The 19,563-nt window shown below is 65.5% G+C and carries 12 protein-coding genes; 4 read left to right on the forward strand and 8 right to left on the reverse strand.

Annotated features, from left to right (window positions below):
- Positions 1-494: 494 nt before the first annotated feature.
- The 7 genes from IBX18_RS06740 to IBX18_RS06770 all read right to left on the reverse strand — a co-directional run bounded on the left by IBX18_RS06740 (position 495) and on the right by IBX18_RS06770 (position 12,760).
- Positions 495-1,112 carry a hypothetical protein gene (locus IBX18_RS06740; RefSeq protein ID WP_194832867.1) on the reverse strand — a complete coding sequence of 206 codons (618 nt, stop codon included), beginning with the start codon at positions 1,110-1,112 and terminating at the stop codon, positions 495-497.
- 118 nt (positions 1,113-1,230) lie between these two features.
- The gene (locus IBX18_RS06745; protein ID WP_194832868.1) at positions 1,231-1,644 is read right to left on the reverse strand and encodes a hypothetical protein; all 414 of its coding nucleotides are present in this window, start codon (positions 1,642-1,644) and stop codon (positions 1,231-1,233) included.
- Entirely contained in the window at positions 1,641-8,456 is a 6,816-nt protein-coding gene (locus tag IBX18_RS06750) for a putative T7SS-secreted protein (protein ID WP_194832869.1), read from the reverse strand. Before IBX18_RS06750 ends, IBX18_RS06745 begins: the two co-directional genes overlap by 4 nt.
- Positions 8,457-8,458: 2 nt before the next feature.
- A complete protein-coding gene (locus IBX18_RS06755; protein ID WP_194832870.1) occupies positions 8,459-9,079 on the reverse strand; it encodes a type VII secretion target in 621 nt (206 codons plus the stop codon).
- A gap of 21 nt (positions 9,080-9,100) precedes the next feature.
- Positions 9,101-9,487 carry an SseB family protein gene (locus tag IBX18_RS06760; protein WP_135231533.1) on the reverse strand — a complete coding sequence of 129 codons (387 nt, stop codon included), beginning with the start codon at positions 9,485-9,487 and terminating at the stop codon, positions 9,101-9,103.
- 220 nt (positions 9,488-9,707) lie between these two features.
- Positions 9,708-11,660, reverse strand: a complete 1,953-nt coding sequence (locus IBX18_RS06765) for a GMC family oxidoreductase (RefSeq protein ID WP_194832871.1) — start codon at positions 11,658-11,660, stop codon at positions 9,708-9,710.
- 218 nt (positions 11,661-11,878) lie between these two features.
- A complete protein-coding gene (locus IBX18_RS06770) occupies positions 11,879-12,760 on the reverse strand; it encodes a M23 family metallopeptidase (RefSeq protein ID WP_194832872.1) in 882 nt (293 codons plus the stop codon).
- 692 nt (positions 12,761-13,452) lie between these two features.
- Here IBX18_RS06770 and IBX18_RS06775 point away from each other — a divergent pair.
- The 3 genes from IBX18_RS06775 (at position 13,453) to IBX18_RS06785 (ending at position 15,234) form a co-directional block, all read left to right on the forward strand.
- Positions 13,453-13,917, forward strand: coding sequence for a hypothetical protein (locus IBX18_RS06775; RefSeq protein WP_194832873.1), 465 nt, complete (start codon positions 13,453-13,455; stop codon positions 13,915-13,917).
- A gap of 131 nt (positions 13,918-14,048) precedes the next feature.
- Positions 14,049-14,453: a hypothetical protein gene (locus tag IBX18_RS06780; RefSeq protein WP_228540576.1), complete on the forward strand. Its 405-nt coding sequence runs from the start codon at positions 14,049-14,051 to the stop codon at positions 14,451-14,453.
- 343 nt (positions 14,454-14,796) lie between these two features.
- On the forward strand, positions 14,797-15,234 hold the full coding sequence (locus IBX18_RS06785) for a (2Fe-2S)-binding protein (protein ID WP_373889179.1): 438 nt from the start codon (positions 14,797-14,799) through the stop codon (positions 15,232-15,234).
- Positions 15,235-15,263: 29 nt separating this feature from the next.
- Here the strand turns inward: IBX18_RS06785 and IBX18_RS06790 are convergent, their stop codons facing one another.
- The gene (locus IBX18_RS06790) at positions 15,264-15,707 is read right to left on the reverse strand and encodes a nuclear transport factor 2 family protein (RefSeq protein ID WP_194832876.1); all 444 of its coding nucleotides are present in this window, start codon (positions 15,705-15,707) and stop codon (positions 15,264-15,266) included.
- A gap of 549 nt (positions 15,708-16,256) precedes the next feature.
- Between IBX18_RS06790 and IBX18_RS43040 the strand changes: the two genes are divergently transcribed.
- Positions 16,257-19,541 (forward strand): MMPL family transporter, encoded by a 3,285-nt coding sequence (locus IBX18_RS43040; protein WP_194832877.1) that lies wholly within the window; start codon positions 16,257-16,259, stop codon positions 19,539-19,541.
- The last annotated feature ends 22 nt before the right edge of the window (positions 19,542-19,563 follow it).

The raw sequence follows: 19,563 nt of genomic DNA on the forward strand, positions 1-19,563 counted from the left end.
CACGTAACTGCCCCCTGGCCCTGGGGATTCTCGCGGCGCTGTCGCAATGCATGCCGAGTTCCACCCGCCGACACGCGCGGCCGTGGTGACGCGCGGCCGGCAGGGCGAATCAGGATCGCAGCGGTCCTGATTCGCCCAGCGATCGCCGAACTGAAGGCTTACCTCGATCGCACCCGCGAGGTAAGCGAGGCAGCCAATACTCGATACCACGGGCTGCTGGACGAGAACAAGGACGGCCAGATCAGTTTCGCGGAGTTCGAAAAGTCGTTCCTGGCGCGCGGCTAAGCAGCGCGACCATCCCGAATACTGCCCCACAGCAAGTCTGTAAGTCGAGAAGCGCGTGTCCGTTCGGATGCGCGCTTCTCTGCATGAGCTGATTTTCCGCACCCTCGCTGCTCATGAATACCGGAATCCGCGCGGGGCTGATCCATGGGGTGCTCAGCCGTTCCTTTCTCAGCGCTTCCGGTTCGCGCAAGGGAAACAGCGGAATGCGTTCAGCCGGGTCGTCTATCCGAAAGGAGTTGTCGCCATTTCGCTTCCAGTTCTTCTGCTGGCACCATCGGCGTGCATTGCTGGTCGAGCAGGGACAGCAGCTCCCGGCTTGCGGGAATCGGGATTCCGCCACCCTCGCGAAGAATGCCCATCAGCTCGATCTTGTGGCCGTTGAACTCACCCGTAGATTTCAAGTAGGACAACAGATTGTCCCACGTCGTGCCGCTTTCGATGAGACGGCCAACCTCGGGGTAGACGACGCTCTGCTTGCGATCTACGGTCTCGAAATCGTCAGGAAACCTGTGGGTGATGATCCAGTACTCGTCTTCCTCCCGTGACGTCGCACAGATTTGCCTACCGTCGAGCGACATCGCAATGAACTCCGGCTGGTTCGTGATCGTCGCGATCCGAGATGGCAGCCTTTCGCACACCGTATCCCGGACACAGAGCCAGCCCCCGCGGCTGCTGCCCGGTCCCGGAAGTACGAGGAGAAACTCGCCGGTGTCCGTGTAGAGCGACACAGCGTCGGCTTCGGCATGCCACAGCGTGTCGAGATCGCCAGGCACCTCGCCTGATCGGTAGGGGACTGTTGCCTCCGGCTTCACTTGCCAGCCGTTCACCGCCTGCATCGCCTGTCGAGGTGAAGGGACGCTTGCTGTTTCACCGGTGCAGGCAAGAAGTCCGATTGCCGCCAGCGAACCGAGCAGCTCTGCGGGCGGGGCATTGTCGCGCCAGCGGTCAGCCGCTGTAATGGTCGTACGCTTCGAACTCGCCGAAATCGTCTCGTAGCCAACCCAGATCGCGCCAGGTCCCCGAGCCGTCCATGGGACCTTCGTAGACGATTTCCAGATAACTGCCTGGCTGGTCGTCGAGCCGCAGGCGGCGACCTCGGCTGTACAGGAACAGCGAGACGCTGACGCGCGGCCGTCCGTCGGTGTAATGCATACCGAGCACTCCCTCCCAAGTCACCTGGAAGGATGGACTGGACGGCTCAGGACCTCGCAGGAGACAGGAGAATGCATCCTCCATTTCGCCCGCGTCGACCACGTTCACCTGCTCGCCGAGATGAGTGGCGAGACTGTCGGCGAGGGCGTTGATCGCCGGCAGCCACCGGACTGCCGGGCTGTCCTCGGCGCCATCGTCTACCGTCACTGCCAGTCGTTCCTTTCCCAGCTCTCCCGGTTGGGAAACACCACTTCGTGGGCACCGTTATTGGTGCGGATCTCTACGTAATGCGGGTTGCCCGCCCAGTTATCCACTTTGACCCCCTTCGGCTTCGGGATCCTCCTGTCGATCAAACCATAGGCCGTGATGACGGAGTTCTTGTTACCCGCTTCGGTGATTACCACGGAACCCCTGTTGGGGTCTCGGGAACCTTCCCGGTAGTAGACGTCGACCTCGCGGGTGTAGGGCTGACCGGTGATGTAATTCTCGCCATGGTAGGTCCCGGAGAAGATCCGATCGGGGTTGTTGAGGATGGAAGCCTGAACCTGGGGGGTGACGCGGTGTTTCGAATACGCGTGTCCTTCGTCGCCCCCTGGATATGGGGCAGGCGCACGTTCGAGCTCTCCTGGAGTGACCTGTCTATGGAAGTTGTCGAACCGCTCGCACGCTCTCGGTGTCAGGCCGAGCGGGTCGATGAACCTGAGCGGGTTGGTGGTGTAGGCGTAGGGGTTTGGTGCGGGGGTCAGGCCAAGGGGGTCGGGCGTGAGGTACTGACCGGTGTCCGGGTTGTAGTACCGGAACATGTTGTAGTGCAGCCCGGTTTCGGGGTCATGGATTTGCCCCGGGAACCGTAGCGGCGAGTTTGTTTTCCCGCGCCAGTTGGTCCGCCCCCAGAGGTCGGCGCTGGCGGTGGCCGCGGGCTCGGCGGTGCCGGGATCTATCAGTTCGGTAGGAGCGCCGACGAGGTCGGTGATGATCGCGTAGAACTCGCGGTCGATCGTGGCATCGTCGGTGGTCTGGGTGAGCGGCGTGTGCGAGCCGGGTTGGTACTGCCAGCGAATGGTGCCGGTGCTGGTGGCCTGCTCGATGAGATGGATGCCGTCCCAGTGGTAGTCGATGCGTTCGAGGACGGTGCCGTCGTGGGCGAGGTGCTGTTTGGTGGTGCGGCGACCGAGTGCGTCGTAGGTGTAGTGCCACCACTGGTTGTCCGGGGTCCAGACGTCGGTGAGTTCATCGAAGGCGTTGTAGCGGTAGTGCCACACGTCGGGTTTACGCGAGAGGCGGACAGTGGTTTTGCGAATCAGCCGTCCGGCGGGGTCGTAGTGGTAGCGCGTTCGACCGTCGCGAATGAGGAGATTGTCGCGGTATTCGCGGCGACCGTCGTCGGCCGGGTGCGGCGGTGCGGCAGCGGGTGTCGGAGCCGGCGGGTTGCTGGATACGGTGGAGTTGGTGATGTTGCTGAGCGCGTCGTAGGTGTATCGCTCGGTGGGGGCGCCGTTGGTGGCGACGGTGGTGATACGACCGGCGGCGTCGAGGCTGTAGTCGCGCTGTAGGAGGTCTTGCTGAGTGCGGTCGATGGTGTGCGTGGTGAGGTAACCGTCTGCGCGATAAGTGAATTCGTCGCGACGGACTCGGTGCGGGGCAGGCCGGGCGGACAAGCCGGATCCGAGAGACAGAGCTCGGGCGGGGAAGGCGGTCACCTCTTGGTGGGTCACCTGGCCCATCGGTGTGATACCGCGGGTGACCGCAAGTTCGCCGACCCGCCAGCTGGTCAGCCGGCCGAGGGGGTCGTAGTCGAAGGTGATGTCGTGGTCGTCGGCGCTGAGATGGTCCAACCGGCCGGAGACATCGTGGTGCCAGGTTGCCACGGCGCCGGAGGGCGTCGTCCGGCGGATCCGGTGGCCGCGCTGATCGTGCTCGAACAGCATCGGCTGCCGGGCGTCGAGCCGTTCGGACGCCACGCCTCCGACTGCGGTGTAGGCGAATTCGAGGGAGTGCGTGCGGTCCGCTCCGATGCCGTTGACGGCGGAAAGAGCGCGCCCCGCAGGATCGTAGGTGTAGCGGATCCACTCGTCATCGGCGGCGATCTCGGTGACTCGACCGAGTATGTCGTAGCGATGGTGGCGAGTTGTGCCGGTGGCCGGAGTGACCGCGCCGATTCGTCCGGCTCGGTCGTAGGTGTATCGGGTTGTGGCCCCGGCGTAGTCGGTCTCGGCGATAATCCGTCCGGCACTGTCGTATTCGTAGGTCCAGCTTTGCCCGATGGGATTGTGCACGGCGGTGATGCGGCGTTCGGAGTCCCAGGTGTATCGGGTGATCGAGCCGTCGGGGTCGATGCGGGAGTGCAGGAGATCGAAATCGCCGTAGGACAGCTGGGTGACACCACCCGCGCGGTCGGTGTGCGTGCGGATGTTGCCTTCGCCGTCGTAGGTCCACGACTCGGTGTGGCCGTCGGGATCGGTTCTGCGGAGCAGATTTCCGGTCGGGGACCAGTCGTAGCGGGTCACTGAGCCGAGGGGGTCGGTGATGTGGGTCGGTCGGCCTGCGGAGTCGCGTCGGATGTGGGTTATCGCGCCGTCGGGCTGAGTGACTTGAATCAAGAGACCAGCGGCGTCCACCTGCATGGTGGTGCGGGCACCGTTGGATTCGACGATGGTGGCCAGGGCGCCGTTGGGGTGGTAGGTGAACTCGGTACGGTTTTCGGCGGGGTCGATGACGGCGGCGAGGTCGCCGTCGGTCGTCCATTCGCGGCGCGAGACGGAACCGTCGGGGAAAGTTATCTTGCTGGCCCGGTGCCGCCAGACGTATTCGATCTCGGTCGAATTTCCGTCGGGGCGAATGACTTCCGTTCGGTCGCCCGCGTCGTTGTACACGTAGCGGGTGATTGCACCGTCGGGCTCGGTGATGGTCAGTGGCCTGCGGTCGGCGTTGTAGTCGATGTGGGTGCGGGCGCCGATCGGGTCGATGAGGTCGCGTAATTGTAGTTCGCGGTCGAAGCCGTGGGCGGTGGTGGCGCCGAGGGAGTCGGTGACGGTGGTGAGGCGGCCGGAGCCGTCGGGGAGTTGGAGGTAGTCGTAGTCGCAGTTGAGGATTCCGGCGGTGCCGCGTTGGAAGACGACGCGGCCGGATTCGTCGTAGGTGTTGACCATTTGGTTGCCGTTGGAGTCGGTCCACGATGTCATCCGGTGTTCGGCATCGTAGGTGTAGCGGGTTGCTGCTCCGTCGGCGTTGATTACTGCGGCCAAATCCGCGTCTGTGTAGATGAATTCCATTACCGGGGTGGCGAATTCGCCGAGGTCCGGATCGTCGGTGATCAGGGAGAGGCCGGTGATTCGCGCACGATCCGAGTGGATCCGGACTCGATATCCGCCTGAGTGCGTGACCTCGGTCGGTACACCGTCGGCGTCGTAGTGGAAACGGATGCGGTTGTGGTGTCGGTCGGTGATGGCGGAGACCGCGTAGTTGCCGAACTTGGCTTCGATGCCGTCCAGTCCGAGTTCGGGGGCGAAGTGCCAGATCACCTCTCGCCGTTGATCTCTCACGCGGTAGCCGCCGGCATCGGTGCGGGTCAACGACCATTGCTGACCCTCGTTGAGCGGGTGCACGGGTACGCCGACCTCAGCGTGCGGGTAGGCGAGCATCATCGCGTTCTCGCCGATGAAGGTGACGCCTGCTTCCTCTACGACGATCCGGGCGTCCAGGGTGCTGGACCATGATGGGCTGAACCAGCGACCGAACCGGTAGTTCGAATGGTGTGCCCGCTGCAGTGTCAGCGGCAGGACGCCGGGGAGGTCGAGATCTGTGTCGGGGAGCAGGAATTCGCCGGTGCTGATGTCGACCGGGTCGGTGGAGCAGGTCTTCTGCTCCGGGGTTCGGTCGGACTCCGGGCCGGAATCGCGAGCGTGCTCGTGGGCATTGCGGTCGGCGTCGGCTCGGTCCTGCGCCGTGGGGTGGTCAGGGTCGGGATCGCGGTCCGGTTGACGGTCGTTGTCTGGTTCACGGTCGCGGTCCGGTTGACGGTCGCGGTCCGGTTCGCGGTCACGGTCAGGCTGGCGGTCGCGGTCGGGATCACGGTCATGATCCGGCTTGCGATCGGGTTCGCGGTCGCGGTCGGGATCGCGGTCACGGTCCGGCGTGTGGTCGGGTTCGCGGTCGCGGTCTGGCCGGCGGTCGGGATCACGGTCATGCTCCGGCGTGCGGTCGGGTTCGCGGTCATGATCAGGCTGGCGGTCGCGGTCCGGCTTGCGGTCAGGTTCGCGGTCACGGTCGCGGTCCGGCTGACGATCGCGATCCGGTTCGCGATCGCGATCCGGGTGACGATCCCGCGGCGGGTCCTCCGGTCCGCGCGGACGGTCGTTGCCGTCGCTGCGATCGGGTGACCGGTCCGGATCATGATGTGGCGTACGCGGTTTCGTGTCACCGTCCGGTCCTCGGCCGGAAGGCGGATCCGTATCCCGCCTCGGTGCATCCGGGTCGGTTCGCATCGGTGGATCGGTGTGGGTGCGCTGCGGGGTGTGGTCCGGAGTCGGCCGCGCGTGCAACGGCGAACTGGGTTGCGAGCGGGCAGCAGGTGACGACTGCGGGTCGGCGCGGCCCGCCGGCACCGGATCGCGATGTGGTCGTGCGACCGGCGCTTCCGGATGGGGGCGCGTCGCAGGCGTCGGGTCCGGATTCGCGCGTGGTGCAGGCGAACGATCGGGCTGCGGACGGGGCCCGGGTTCGGGACGCGCCGGGGCGTCGCTGTGCGGACGTGCCGGATCGGGCTGCGGACGCGTTCCCGAGGGGGAGTCCGATTGTGTGCGCGGTTGCGGTGTCGGGCTATCGGCGTGGGGTGTCGCGCCCGGATGCCATGCGGGGCCGGGGGTTGGTGTGGCACTCGAATTCGGCGTTGCGGCTGGGCGGGCGTCCGGTGTCGGGTCTGTGCGAACCGGTGATGTCCCGTCGGGATCAGCATGTGCCGCGGGTGGTCGGTCGGCGGACGTGGTCGGCGTCGTGTCGGGTCGGGTGTCCGGCGTGTGGTCTGCGTCGGTACGAACCGGCGACGGCGCATCGGACTTCGCTTGCGGAGACGGTGTCGGGTCGATTTCGGTGCGTGGGTTTGGTGTGGAGTCGATTTCGGTGCGTGGGTTTGGTGTGGAGTCGACTTCGGTGCGTGGGTTGGGTGTCGAATCGATTTCGGTGCGTGGGTTTGGTGTGGAGTCGACTTCAGTGCGTGGGCTCGGTGTGGAGTCGACTTCGGTGCGGGGGCTCGGCGTCGAATCGACCTCGGTGCGCGGGGACGGCGCAGTGTTGTCCACCGTCGAAGCCGGGCGAACCTCCTCGGGCCGAGGATCGATCCGCGTCGGCCCGGGATCCGGGTCCGGCCCCGGCCGGGCGGCAGGCGACGGCTCGGGATCCGCACGCGGCGGCGGTGCGGTGTCCGTGTCCGGTCGCTGGGTGGGTGCAGGTTCCGGGGAGGGATCGGGGCGAGCGGTGGGCGAGGGATCGGCATGCGAGGCCGGCGACGGCGTGGGGTCGGTGTGCGTGGCAGGCGTCGGATCCGGGTCTGCCTGACGGGTCGGTGCCGGGTCCGCCTGACGGGTGGGCGCCGGATCGGGGGAGTTGTTTTCCGGACTGGACGAGGACGGCTCCGAGCGCTGCGTGCTGGGCGGTTCGGAGGTCGAGTTGTTGCCCCCGGTGTTCTCCGTCCGCGGGGCAGGGGACTCGGGTCGGCTGCTCGCCTGGACCGGGTTGTTCTCGGGACTGTGCCCGGGGTCGACCTGAGCGGGGCCGGGCCGCTGGGTGGTGTCCATCGACGCATGCGACGGCGTCCCGAACTGGCTTCCCGGATCAGGCGAGGACGTCGAGTTCGGCGTGTGCGTGTTGGGCAGCCGCCCGAGGTCACCGAGATTGTCGGCACCGCGCGCGAGCCGACTGGCATCCGTCGCCTTCCGCAGCGCGCTGAGCGCGACCTTGGCGCTACCGCCACCACCGGTGGCCGCGGTGAGCAGCGCGTCACCGGTCAAAGCCCCGAGGAATTCGAACGGATTCTTTCTGGCGTCGGACAGTATCGCGTTGACCGTCGCGCCCGGATCCGCCACTGCGACAACCAATCCCGTGCCGAGATTGGACAGACCGGTCGCGTACTCGGCCGGATGGGTCAGGTTGTAGATGTCGGTCGGGTTGACCTGGCGCACGAACTGCACGAGCCCGGTGAGACTGGTGAGCAGGCCCGAGGTGAAGTTCAACGCCCCGTGTTCGAGCACCCCGCCCATATCCGAGATATTGGCGATCCAGCGGTCGGTGAACGGTGGTTCCTTGGGCGCCTTCTCGGTAGCGGCGGCGAAGGCGCTCACCGCGATGGAGGCACCGTTGTCGCGCTGAGTTCGTGCGCCGCGCAATATCTCTCGCGCCTCGTTGCGCATGCTGGTCCAGGTATCGACCAGCGTGGTCTGCGCCTGCTGTTCCCCGGTGAGCGAGTTCCACCAGTTCTTCTGCCTGCGTTCCTCCGCGTCGGCGGCCTTCCATTTGTCGATGGCGTCGGCGGCCTTGTCCTGCGCGGTTTTCACCTCGTTGTGCCAGGCCTCCATGGCCTTGGCCGCCGAGGTGAACGCGTCGGCGGCGTCGAACCACAGTTTCGGCTGCTTGTCGTAGACGGCGTTGAACGCGTCCGCGCCTTGGCCGGACCAGTCGGCGGCGTCGATCTGTTTGAGCGCCTGGCCGGTGGAGTCGATGGCGGTGGCCATCTTCTGCAATGTCTCTGCGGTGGAACTGATTTCGGTCGGCTCGCCGCGGACGAGTTCCTTGGGATCCTCGGTCTCGCCGAGTTGTTCCTCGTCGACGGCGCCGCCGGTGCCCGAGGCTATGTTGTCGCCGAGGTCGTCCAGTCCTTCGGCGAGGTCGTCCAGGCCGACATATTTCGCGCCGTCGGACAGGACGTCCAAACCGTCGTCGATGACCTGACCGGCGCCTTCGACAACCTTTTCGACGCCCTTCTCGATCGCATCGCCGATATCGTTGACGACATCCCAGAGTCCCAAAGCTACTTGCCCTCTGCATCCTTCATGATTTTCGCCGCCTGCTCCGACGCGCCGGTGTTCCAGCCCGGTGTCTGACCGGTGAGCAGACTGCCGGTGACGGGGGAAATGTTGGCGAAGGCCTGCGGGCCGACCGCTTCGATCACCTTGAAGTTCGTCTGTATCGTCTTGTTCGCTTTCTCGAACGACTGCATGCTGTAGTCCGCATTGCGAATATGGTTGAACGAGTTGTCGGCGAACGTATCTCCCCACGACCGTTTGGTGATCTGCTCATCGGTCAGGTGCGGGTTGCCCGCCAGGTGCGTCCACATCTTCTTCAGCATGCCCTCGGCTTTGGCGTCCATCTCGTGATACCGACCGGCCGCCAAACCCAGCGTTTTGGCGATCGAGTTGCCTGCTTGCACCAGTGCTCGCACGCCCCAGGACCACCGCTCGGTGAACTCCTCGAACGTCTTCTGGACCGTGTGCTTGCCCGCCTCCATCGTCGACAGCGTCAGCAGCGAGAACCCGCGCCCCATGTTGCCGGTTTCACCGATGCCCATGCTCGACAGTTCACCGATGGTGGCTTGGATCCCTTTAGCGGCCTGCTGCAATACCGCAGGGTCGATCTTTACCTGCTGCGTCACGACGCCCCCTCGATTCGGTTGTTACTCGGTTACTTCGGGCGGAAATGCCATGGGGGTCGACCCGATGATGTCGACCGCGACGCCGGTGGGCTGGTCTCTCGACTCGGCGTAGTCGAGGAGCCGCCAACCGGACAGCGTGTGATATCGATACTCGCGCTCGGCCTCGATGCCGCCCTCGGTCAGGTAGCCGCGCGTCATCATGAATCGGGCGTACTCCTCGATGCTGGTGAATGCACACAGCCAATCGATGCCGCCCAAGTGCGAAATAGTGACGCGTTCCTCGTCGGTCACCGGCACGAACAGTGCCGCCTGGCGAAATGCGGCCTGCAAGGCATCAGGCTGACCGAAACCGGCATAGAACGCGTGGATTTCACTGCGCAGAGTATCCCGGCCGTCGGTATCGGACATCCCCCGAACCTTCCCTGTGTCACTGTCCGCTGAACGAGCTCATCAAAGTGTAAGCATGCCCGCCAGTGCACCGGATACGCCAGTTGTTTGCTATTGCGTCCACAGTTTCCGTGGTGCAGCCGGTCTGAGCTGGGACGCAATACCCGGTGACCGGTTTTGGCAATTTTCGGGCATTGGCTGATGCCAATGGAACTGGGGGCACAGACGTCCCCGTTTCCGCTCAGGTCAACCGGGCTGCCAGCCTCTTCGCGTTCATGTAGGCGATCGCCTCGATGGAGATCATCGGGTTGACGCCGGAGGCGGTGGGGAAGCAGGAGCCGTCGGCGACGACGATATTGGCGACCTCCCAGGTGGCGCCGTCGGGATCGGTGGCCGAGAGTTGCGGAGAGCCGCCCATCCGGGCCGAGCCCATGATGTGCAGGGCGCCCATCGCGCACTGCCCGGGTCCGTAGCCCGCGTCGCGGCAGGAGGCGGCGAACTCGGCGTGCGCGCCGCGGCGGCCCGGTTCGTAGGCCACGCCGGTCTGATGGCCGGAGAAGATGCGGCGTGCGCCCGCTGCCTCCAGAATGCTTGCGGCGCCTTCGATTCCGGTGTGCAGGTGGGCGGCGTCGTAGGCCGAGAGGCGGTAGTTGACGATCGGTTCGCCGGATTTGTCGACGGTGACGGTGCCCGAGTCGCGGTCGCGGGTGATGACGCCGATCGGGGTGGTGCGGGCGAAGTCGAGCAGCGTGCTGCGGTGCGCGTCCGCGCCACGCCAGCCCATGAAGCCGATGGCCAGGCCGGGATGGACCGGGCCCGTCTCGTAGATGACGCCGTAGCCGTTGCCGTCGAGATCCGCGTGCTGACGGCAGATGCGACCCTGTAGCGCGCCCTCCCAGCCGCGCAGCTCCTCGTCGAAGACGCCGAACACCGCGGCGGCCGGATGCAGCCGCAGGTGACGGCCGATGTTCTCGTTGCGCAGACCGGATCGGCGCAGCAGCGCCGGCGTCTGCACCGCACCCGCCGCGACCACGACGGCGCGGGCCCGCACCTCTATCCGAGCTCCGGACGGAGTGATCGCCGAAACGCTCTCGGCACGACCGTTTTTCACCTCGATGCGACGGACGTTCGCGTCGATGACCAGTCGTGCGCCTGCCGTGGCGGCATCCGCGAGCCAGGTCTTGGTGACCGACTGCTTGGCGCCGAGACGGCAGCCGTAACCGCAGCTACCGCATTCGGTTCCGGCATCGCAGGCCTCGGAGACGTTGCGCGGCAACGCGTCTACTTCCCAGCCGAGTCCGCGCGCTCCGCGTTCCAGGACGGCGTCGCGGGCCGACAGCGGCGAGCGGGTGTCGGTCACGGCGAGTCTGCGGCTCACCGCCGCGAGGGCCGCGCTGAACTCGGCCTCGGCGAACTGCGCCGCACCCAGTTCGGCCCATTCCGTGCGGACGTCATCGGGGGTGGGCAACGAGGTGCTCCAGTTGACCACCGTGCCCCCGCCCAGGCAGGTTCCGGCGACCAGGGTGATCTGTCCCTCGGACGAACTGGCGCCGGGGGCGTAGAGCTGTTCCAGGGCGGCAAGTTCACCCGCGCCGAAATCCTTGTCGTCGTAGTAGTTTCCGCGTTCGAGCATGATCACGTCGAGACCGGCCTCGGCCAGCACGGCCGCCGCGGTGCCGCCGCCCGCGCCGGAGCCGACGATCACGACATCGCAATTGAGCGTGGTGTTCTCGGTATACCGCACCGGTGCGAGTGTCGGCTGTGGCGCGGTGCTGAGCGGGCCGGTCGGTGCCGGATAGCCGATCTCTTTCCAGAGCGGGTTGGTGCCGGTGGGGCCCGGAGTCACGTTGTAGGACAACAGCGCTGCCTGTTTGAGCGCTTGGAAGATCGCGCGCACGGGCGCCAACCGTGAATCGCCGAGGCGCAGCAGTGCCCGCTCCCGCTCTTGTAGTGACAGCGTGGAGAACCGGCGCGGGCCCGCGCCGAGGAGCAATCCGGTGAGGCGAGAATCCCACCAGCCCAACAGCATTGCCAGCTGCTTGCGATCGGCCTCCCGCGGGCTGCGGCTCAACAGCCGGAAGACGGTGTCGACCGCGCCGAGCTCGCTCGCCGGCGGCAAGGTCAATCCGTCGCCGGGAACGAAGGTATCGCAGATCATGCTCAGCGCTGCCCGCTGCGCGGCCGTAGGCTCCATGTGAAACTCCCCTTTTCCAGTGGCGGTCGAGTTAATCATGTCGGCCCGACTTGGCGCACTGATTGGCGTGAAGATGCAGGTGGGAGCGCTGCGGTAGTGGAATGGCAATTCACTTACTGGGTGGACTCGCGTCGATCCGGGTCGCGAGGACGGTGGTTGACGCAGAAGGCTGAGGCGTGGCGCCGAAGAGGTGCCACGCCTCAGTCATCTCGGCTCGGTCAGCGGACGGAGCCTGCGGCGGGAGCGCCGTAGTTGGTGAGCCGGCCGCCGGTGTTCACCCGAACGCCGTTGCGTTCGGCATAGCCGGCGTAGGCCCTGCTGCCTTCGTAGAAAGTCCAGCCACCAAGGGTTTTGCCGTTCACGGCGACCGCGCCACCGTTGGTGTTGTACAGCGACATGTGCACATGCGCGCCGCTGGCGCTACCGCCACACGGCAGCTGGGTGCCGATCCTGCCGAGGTAGGTGCCTGCCGCGATTTGGGTACCGTCCTGGGCGTTGATCAGGTTCGTCATGTGGTAGTAGGTGGTGGTGTAGCCGTTGTCGTGCACGAGTTTGACTTCCGCGCTGTTGGCGCGCACGCAGGTCTTGTAGACCCGGCCTGCGCGCGGGGCCAGTACTCGCCCGTCACCGCCGTTGAAGTCGATCGAGTTGAAGGGGCGGCTGTTGCCGCTGTAGCCGTGCGGTCCGCCGCCCATGTACCAGCTGTCGCCCTGCCGCCAGGGCAACGCCATTCCGATGTTGATGCCGCGGGTCTGTGGCGCCGTGAAAGCTCTCTTTTCGCCACTGCTCACGACGGATTCGGGCGCGCGCTGGACCATGCTGCCGAACTCGGCGGTCCCTTCCAGCGCTACCTTCCATTTGTCGCCGCTGCGTTCGGCGACATACAGCGAGGAGGTCGGTGCCTCGTCGGCGTTGCCGACAGGGATCGTCGCAGCGCCGAAGGCCCAGTTGCCCTGCTCGCGCATGTGGTCGATCACCGGCGCCGGCGTACGCGAGCGATCGGACTTCTTCTGCTCGAGCACGGTGGCGGTGACTGCTTCGTCCAATCCCGGTGGCGCGGCGGTGACCTGGGCGGTGGTCAGCGGTAGGAACATCGCCATCGCGATGCTCAGTGTCAGAATTATGCTGCGGGTAAGCCGCCTGGTGGATCTGCGGTTGTTGAATTCCATTGTCTTGCACGCTTTCTGGAGGGTGCGTCGTTCGGTGTAGGAATGATGTTGTGCCGACCTGCAATTCGCGTATTCGAGCCGCTTGTTCGGTTGTCACGTCAGCCCTGCACTCGGGCGAATATGCCCGGTCGGGGACATACCTCACTGTAAATCTCCGGTGCGCGTTCGAAGCTCCCCAATGGAAGTGGGGAGTATTCCGAAACGGCTCGGCTGCTATAGGATTCGCGCACGTTTCAGTGACTGTGATGAGGCGTGTAGTCATTCGTTTATGTCTGCGGACGCGCGCATTTCGCGCGGAAGCAGAATTTCGCATGTTTCGGCGACGGTATGACGCCTGATCCGACAGGGAGGCGCTGTTATCTGACGAGTGCGCCGACCTGACGACCGGCGGAGCACTGTGCTGCCGCCTGGCCACCGTTGGCAGCTCTCGGACCGTCGACGCGGACCGAGCTGAAGTAGTCTTGTACGGGCTAGGAAATCGCCTGTGCCAGTGGAGCACGCAGACGCTAGGAGCGCGTCTTCGAGTGGAAGGTATAGGGGTGGTGGGAGCGCAGCCGGCGGACTACTCGGCCGTGCCGATTGTTGTGCGTCCGTTCGGGGAGATGATTCGAGCCCGGCCTGAAATGTACTTCGGCCGCTGCCACCGTGAGCATCCCGGGCTGGCCGGTGCGGTTGTCGATGCGGTGGTGGCGGATACGCTATCGGTGCCGGATCAAGAGGCCCTCCAGGTTGACGTGGTGATCGAGTCGGACCACCGGTTCACCATCACGGACAACTGTGTCAACGAGATGGGCAAGCTCGACGAGTACGGCTTGCCATTGAACCGATGGGCACTCGGCGCGTCGCTCGCGGTCAGCGCCCGAACCTGGATCGAGATCCGAACCACGGATCGACACTGGCTGCAGGAATTTGCGGGGACAACGCCCGTCGAGCCCTCGCGCAAACAAGAGCCGACAGTGCGCTTCGGCACTCGAATCACCTGCGAGCTCGACCGCGACTATTTTCCAGCGACGACGGTGCTGCCCGCTGCCGAAGATCTTCTGTACGCACGGGACGAGCGGGTGAGCGTCATGGATCTGCGGGATTAGCGGCCCACCCGCCGAGCCTGGCCGTAACCGATGGCGAGGAGTTGTCATCTGCGGCCGCAGCGCTCGTCCTCGCTCCGTCGAACCCGTGCCTAACGCCGTTCATGTCCGCGAACAAGTTGGAGGAGTACCCAGTGGAAGTACGGGATTCGAGCAACGCCACCGTGCTGTCGATCGGCTTGGCCCCCAGCGCCATCGACTACAGTCGCTACCCCGGTCTCGACGAAGCGACACTCACCGCCCGCATCGAGGCGGGCGAAAACGCGCTCCGCGCAGCGGGATTCGACCTCGTGTCCTGCCAGGTACCCGCGGACCCCGACGCTGCCGAGGCGAAGCTGCGCGAGTCCGCCGCGGGCAGCTTGTTCCGGGTCGCCATGATCGGTGCGGGCGTGCGTATGGCACCCGAGCACACCCTGCTGTTCGAACGTCTGGTGAACGTGATCACTGAGATCGATCCTGGAATTCGGTTGTGCTTCAACACTTCTCCGGAAACCACGATCGATGCTCTGCGCCGCTGGGTCCAGCCCGTCGAGAGCTGAGCGCGGGCGAGGTGGTCTCGGGCCGACCGCAGGACCGGCGTCTGCTGTGCCTGCGGCGATCCTCCGGTCAGAAGCGCGACCGCTGGATCAATTCGGTGGCGCCGATTATCGAGCGGGCACCATGATGACCACTATGAGACCCGCGGTCGGTGCCGCTCTGCTGCGATGCGACGAGTGCGGCGGATACGAATACGGCGGTGCCCCCGACTGCCGTCGATGTCGGCTCCTCGTCGACGACATCATCGAGGAGCAGTGGCGGCATTTCTTCGATCAGTGGCAGGGCGAAGACGAGCACGACGTAGCCCGGCTGATAGTCGCCGAACCCGACCGGCACGACTGGCGAATCGTCGACGCCGCGCTCGACCGTATCGTCTGCGACGAGTGGTTGCTGTGGGTTCTGCGAGACATTCTCGGCGTACGCGGGCCCAAATACGGCTGCGGCATCGAAGTCTGCCACGCGTGCACCTGTCTACTCGATTCCGACACCCGCCTAACCTGTCAACTTCCGATGGACCAGGTAGCCGGACGCACAGTGACCACCATCGAGGGGCTCGCCGACGGTGACACCCTCCACCCGGTGCAGCAGGCCTGGATCGATCTCGACGTAGCGCAATGCGGGTACTGCCAACCCGGGCAAATCATGAATGCCGTCGCAATGCTGAAACGCATACCCGACCCCACCGACGACGACATAGATTCCATCGAAAACGTCTGCCGCTGCGGAACTTACTACCGGATCCGGCAAGCTATCAAACATGCCGCCCAGATGCGGACGGACTGAGAGATGAAGGTGCGCGGCCTATTTCGTGATCACTCGGGTTCGGTCGGCGCGGCGGCCGCGACCACGGTCTGGTAACCCTTCTCCACAACACGTTCCCGGATCCACCAGCGGTCGTCTACGCGGACGAAGGCGTCCAGATACCACAAACCGCAGAGCATCAGAGTTTGCTCGCCCGTCGGCATCATGGGGTTGTGGCACATAGTCCGTGCGGTCGCGGTGTCCCCGTCGACCTTGATCACCGGATTGCTCATCAAATGTTGGTACGCGGCGAAGCCCGGCATCACGGTGGCGAGGAACTGTTTGATCTCGGACAGTCCGCCGGCGGCGCCACCTAACGCCGTGTAGTCGATCCGCGCCTCCGGGGTGAAGATCTCGTCGAACAACTCCCACTGCCGCGAATCGACCACGGTCGAATAGCGCACCATCAGGTCCTCGATTTCGAGTCGATCCGAAATCTCCTGTAATGACAACATCTTTCGCCTCCCAGCGCTTCGCCCGTTCGGGCGTTCACGACGGTAGCTACTGCGGACCGAGCGGCGAACCCGCCGTCCGGCTGGAGACGACCGCCACTCGGCGGGATCGGTAAACGGAGGCGTTGATCCGCCGGGCTGGCGGTGTGCTGGTGCGGCGCCGCGGCGGGAGTGCATGGGTCGTGGGGGAATTCGGATGAATCCACCGAAAAGCCGAACGCAGGGACGCTGGATCTGGTACAACATCGCCGTGGTGACTGCCAGCGGTTGGCTGGGTCCGGAAACGGGTCCGGCCGGGTCGGCCGGTGTCGGTGCGATGGTTGCGGGTCGTGCGGTAGTGGACTCGGGCGGCGAGTCTGGTCCGGCCGCGGGCAGTGTTGATTGATCGTGCGTTAAGCTCTCGGAACTTGAGGTTGCTCCTCCGTTTACGGCTGTGTCTGCACGAGGTGGATAGCGGGCGTCGGGGGAGTCGTTCGCATGCACAGCGGGCCGCGAAGGTGCTGTACGGGCCCTGAACTCAGCACTACCCGGTACCTCTAGGAGAACCCATTCGTGTCCGTATACCTCTATCGGTGGGGCAAATTCGCCTTCCGCCGCAAGTGGATCGTTCTGCCGGTGTGGCTCGTGCTGCTCGGTGCGCTCGGCGCCGCGAGCGGTGTGCTGAGTACGGCGATGAGCGACGAGTTCAGCATGCCGTCGCTGCCGTCGGAACGCGCCACGCAGATCTTGGACAAGCAGTTTCCGGGCATGTCCGATCAGTTCAGCATCGACGCGGTCAGCGGTACCTACGTCATCAAGGCGCCCGAAGGTACCAAGCTGACGGACAAGAAGAACAGTGCCGCCATCGATGCGCTGATCGCCGACTTGAAGGCGCTGTCGGTAGCGGACCATAAGCTGCTCGCCGAGAAAGACGCTGCGGCGCTGAAGAACCCGGTCGCCGCGACCGAGGCGATGGGCTGCCTGAAAAACGCCGACCCGGCCGTGTGCGCCGGCGCCCCGCTCAATGTGCTGAGCGCGGACGCACCGGCGACCGTCGCCGTGCTGTCGGTGCAGTTCGACATCGCGTCGTCGATGGACATCAGCGACGAAGAGCGCAGCGCTGCTTACGATGTGGCGAACCCGGCCCGCGAGCAGGGTTTGATCGTCGAACTCGGTGGAGCGATCGAGCAGCAGCAGGAACAGCCCAGCGGCCAGGCCGAGATGATCGGCATGGGTGTGGCGCTGGTCGTCATGGTGATCGCCTTCGGCGCCATCGTGGCGGCGTTCGTGCCGATCATCACCGCCGTCGTCGGCCTGGGTGCCGCCATGTTGCTGATCTCGCTGAGCACTTCGATCATCGAGGTGCCGAGCTTCACGACGTTCCTGGCGTCGATGATCGGTATCGCGCTGAGCATCGACTACGCACTGTTCATCGTCTCGCGCTACAAGCACGAACTGCGGGTCGCGGCCAATCCCGAAGAGGCGGCGGGCATTTCGGTCGGTACCGCCGGGTCCGCGGTGGTGTTCGCCGGCCTCACGGTCATCGTCGCCCTGGGTGCGCTGAGCATCGTCGGGGTGAACTTCCTGACCTTCATGGGCCTGGGTGGCGCCGTCGCGGCCTTGTTCGCCGTGCTCACCGCCATCACCCTGATGCCCGCGCTGCTCGGCGCCTTCGGCCGCTTCCTGTTCAAGCCGAAGCTCCCGCTGGTCGCTCAGCACGATCCGGAGGACGACACCTCCGTCACCAACGGCATGCGGGTGGGCCGGCTCATCGGTAGACGGCCGTGGATCGCACTGACCATCGCCGTGGCCGCCCTCGCCGCACTGTCCATTCCGGCGCTCGGGTTGCAATTGGGTCTGCCGGGCGAGGACAGTTTCCCGCCCGAATCCACCGTCCGCCAGGCCTACGACATCCGGACGCAGGGCTTCGGCGAAGGCAGCAACGGCATCCTGACCGTGGCCGCCGACCTGGAAAACGTGCCGGACAGCGCGCGCGCAACCGCGGTCACCGCGCTGCGCGACCGGCTGGCCGAGTTCCCGGCGATGGACTACGTCACCACGCCGCAGTTCAGTGCGAACAAGCTCGGCGTAATGCTCAGCGGTGTCCCGAAATCGGGTCCGAACAATCAGGACACCAAGGATCTGGTGCGCGACGCCCGCGCCGCCGAAGGCGCACTGACCGAGCAGTACGGCATCGAGTACGGAATCACCGGCACCACCGCTATTTACGCCGACATGGACCAGGTCCTGCTCGGCAAGATCGTCCCCTACCTGGCGATCGTGGCGGGTGCGGCCTTCGTACTGCTGATCCTGGTGTTCCGGTCCATCCTGGTTCCGCTCACCGCCGCCCTCGGTTTCCTGCTGTCGATGGCGGCCACCTTCGGTGCGACCGTATTGATCTTTCAGGAGGGTGCCTTCGGCCTGATCGCCGATCCGCAGCCGATCGTCAGCTTCCTGCCGATCATGTTGATCGGCTTGGTATTCGGGCTCGCGATGGACTATCAGGTGTTCCTGGTGACCCGCATGCGTGAAGAATACGTGCAGGGCCAGTCGCCGAGATACGCCATGATCTCCGGCTACCATCACGGTGCCCGGGTGGTCACCTCGGCGGCGATCATCATGATCTCGGTATTCGGTTCGTTCCTGCTGGAATCCGACGCCACCGCCAAGTCCATGGGCTTCGCGTTGGCCTGCGGTGTCGCCATCGACGCCTTCGTGGTGCGTATGGTGCTGGTCCCGGCGCTGCTGGTGATCATGGGCAAGGCGTCCTGGTGGATACCGCGGTGGCTCGACCGCATGCTGCCGGACATCGATGTGGAGGGGGCCAAGCTGCGCGAACTGCGCTCCGCTCGCACCGAGCCCGAACCCGAACCTTTGCGCGAGTCGGTGTTCGGACCGATTGTCGCTGCGGACTCCGAGCCGCTGGAGTCGGTGCGGGTGGGGGAGGAGATCTGGGAGCCTGCCGCGCCGGCCATCGCCGAACCGGAGCCGGTGCCGGCCACAGCTGCCCATGAAGCCACGAACAATATTGGGGCGCAACGGCTGTCGAGCGTCGCGACCGAAAAGTCCGTCGCCTCGACAAGCCGCCGGACCATCGGCGGCTGCATTCGCCGGGACGATGGGCACCCGGTGCCGGACGCGGCATTGACGCTGATCGACCAACGTGGACAGCAAGTTTCGCGCAGCACTGGTGACAGCGACGGCAATTACCACATCGAACCGCCCACGCCGGGCAGCTACGTCCTGATCGTCTCGGCGAACGGGCATCAACCGGCCGCGGTGAACGTCACCGCCTCGGGCTGGGCTGCGCAGCACGTCGACGTCACGCTGCAAGGGGCAGGCGAGTTGTCGGGTGTGGTGCGCACCGCCGCGCGCGAGCCGGTGTCGGATGCCACGGTCACCGTGACCGATCTGGCCGGCGAGGTGGTCGGCTGCGCCGTGACGCAGGCCGACGGCGCCTACGCCTGCAAGGGTGTGCTGGCGGGGACCTACACCCTGGTGGCGGTGGCCGCCCGGATGCGGCCCACCGCAACGACATTGACCGTTCCGGACAGCGGCCGGTTGCGTTTCGACGTCGAGCTGGCGCCGATGGCGATGCTGTGGGGGACGGTGCGGGCCGGTGACCGGGCGGTGTGCGACGCCCGGGTCACCGTGCTCGACTGGTCCGGTACGGCTGTCGGCACCGCCCATACCGACGAGAACGGCCGGTACGCGGTGACCGACCTGCCTGAAGGCGAATACACCGTGCTGACTCGCGGTTATCCGCTGGTGACCGGCCGCGTGACCATCACCGGCAGCCGAGTCGACCACGATGTGCGGCTGGGGTTCGACGTCGATGAGTACGTGAATCAGCTGTGACCCCGGCGTATCTCGCGCAGGA

It is taken from the genome of Nocardia sp. XZ_19_369 (genome assembly GCF_015355715.1).
Lineage (GTDB): Bacteria > Actinomycetota > Actinomycetes > Mycobacteriales > Mycobacteriaceae > Nocardia.

What these genes read in the sequence shown, in the direction of transcription:
- IBX18_RS06790 (WP_194832876.1), bottom strand. Translation starts at nt 15,707, where the DNA reads ATGTTGTCATTACAGGAGATTTCGGATCGACTCGAAATCGAGGACCTG.
- IBX18_RS06775 (WP_194832873.1), top strand. Translation starts at nt 13,453, where the DNA reads ATGTACTTCGGCCGCTGCCACCGTGAGCATCCCGGGCTGGCCGGTGCG.
- IBX18_RS06765 (WP_194832871.1), bottom strand. Translation starts at nt 11,660, where the DNA reads ATGGAGCCTACGGCCGCGCAGCGGGCAGCGCTGAGCATGATCTGCGAT.
- IBX18_RS06760 (WP_135231533.1), bottom strand. Translation starts at nt 9,487, where the DNA reads ATGTCCGATACCGACGGCCGGGATACTCTGCGCAGTGAAATCCACGCG.
- IBX18_RS06770 (WP_194832872.1), bottom strand. Translation starts at nt 12,760, where the DNA reads ATGGCGATGTTCCTACCGCTGACCACCGCCCAGGTCACCGCCGCGCCA.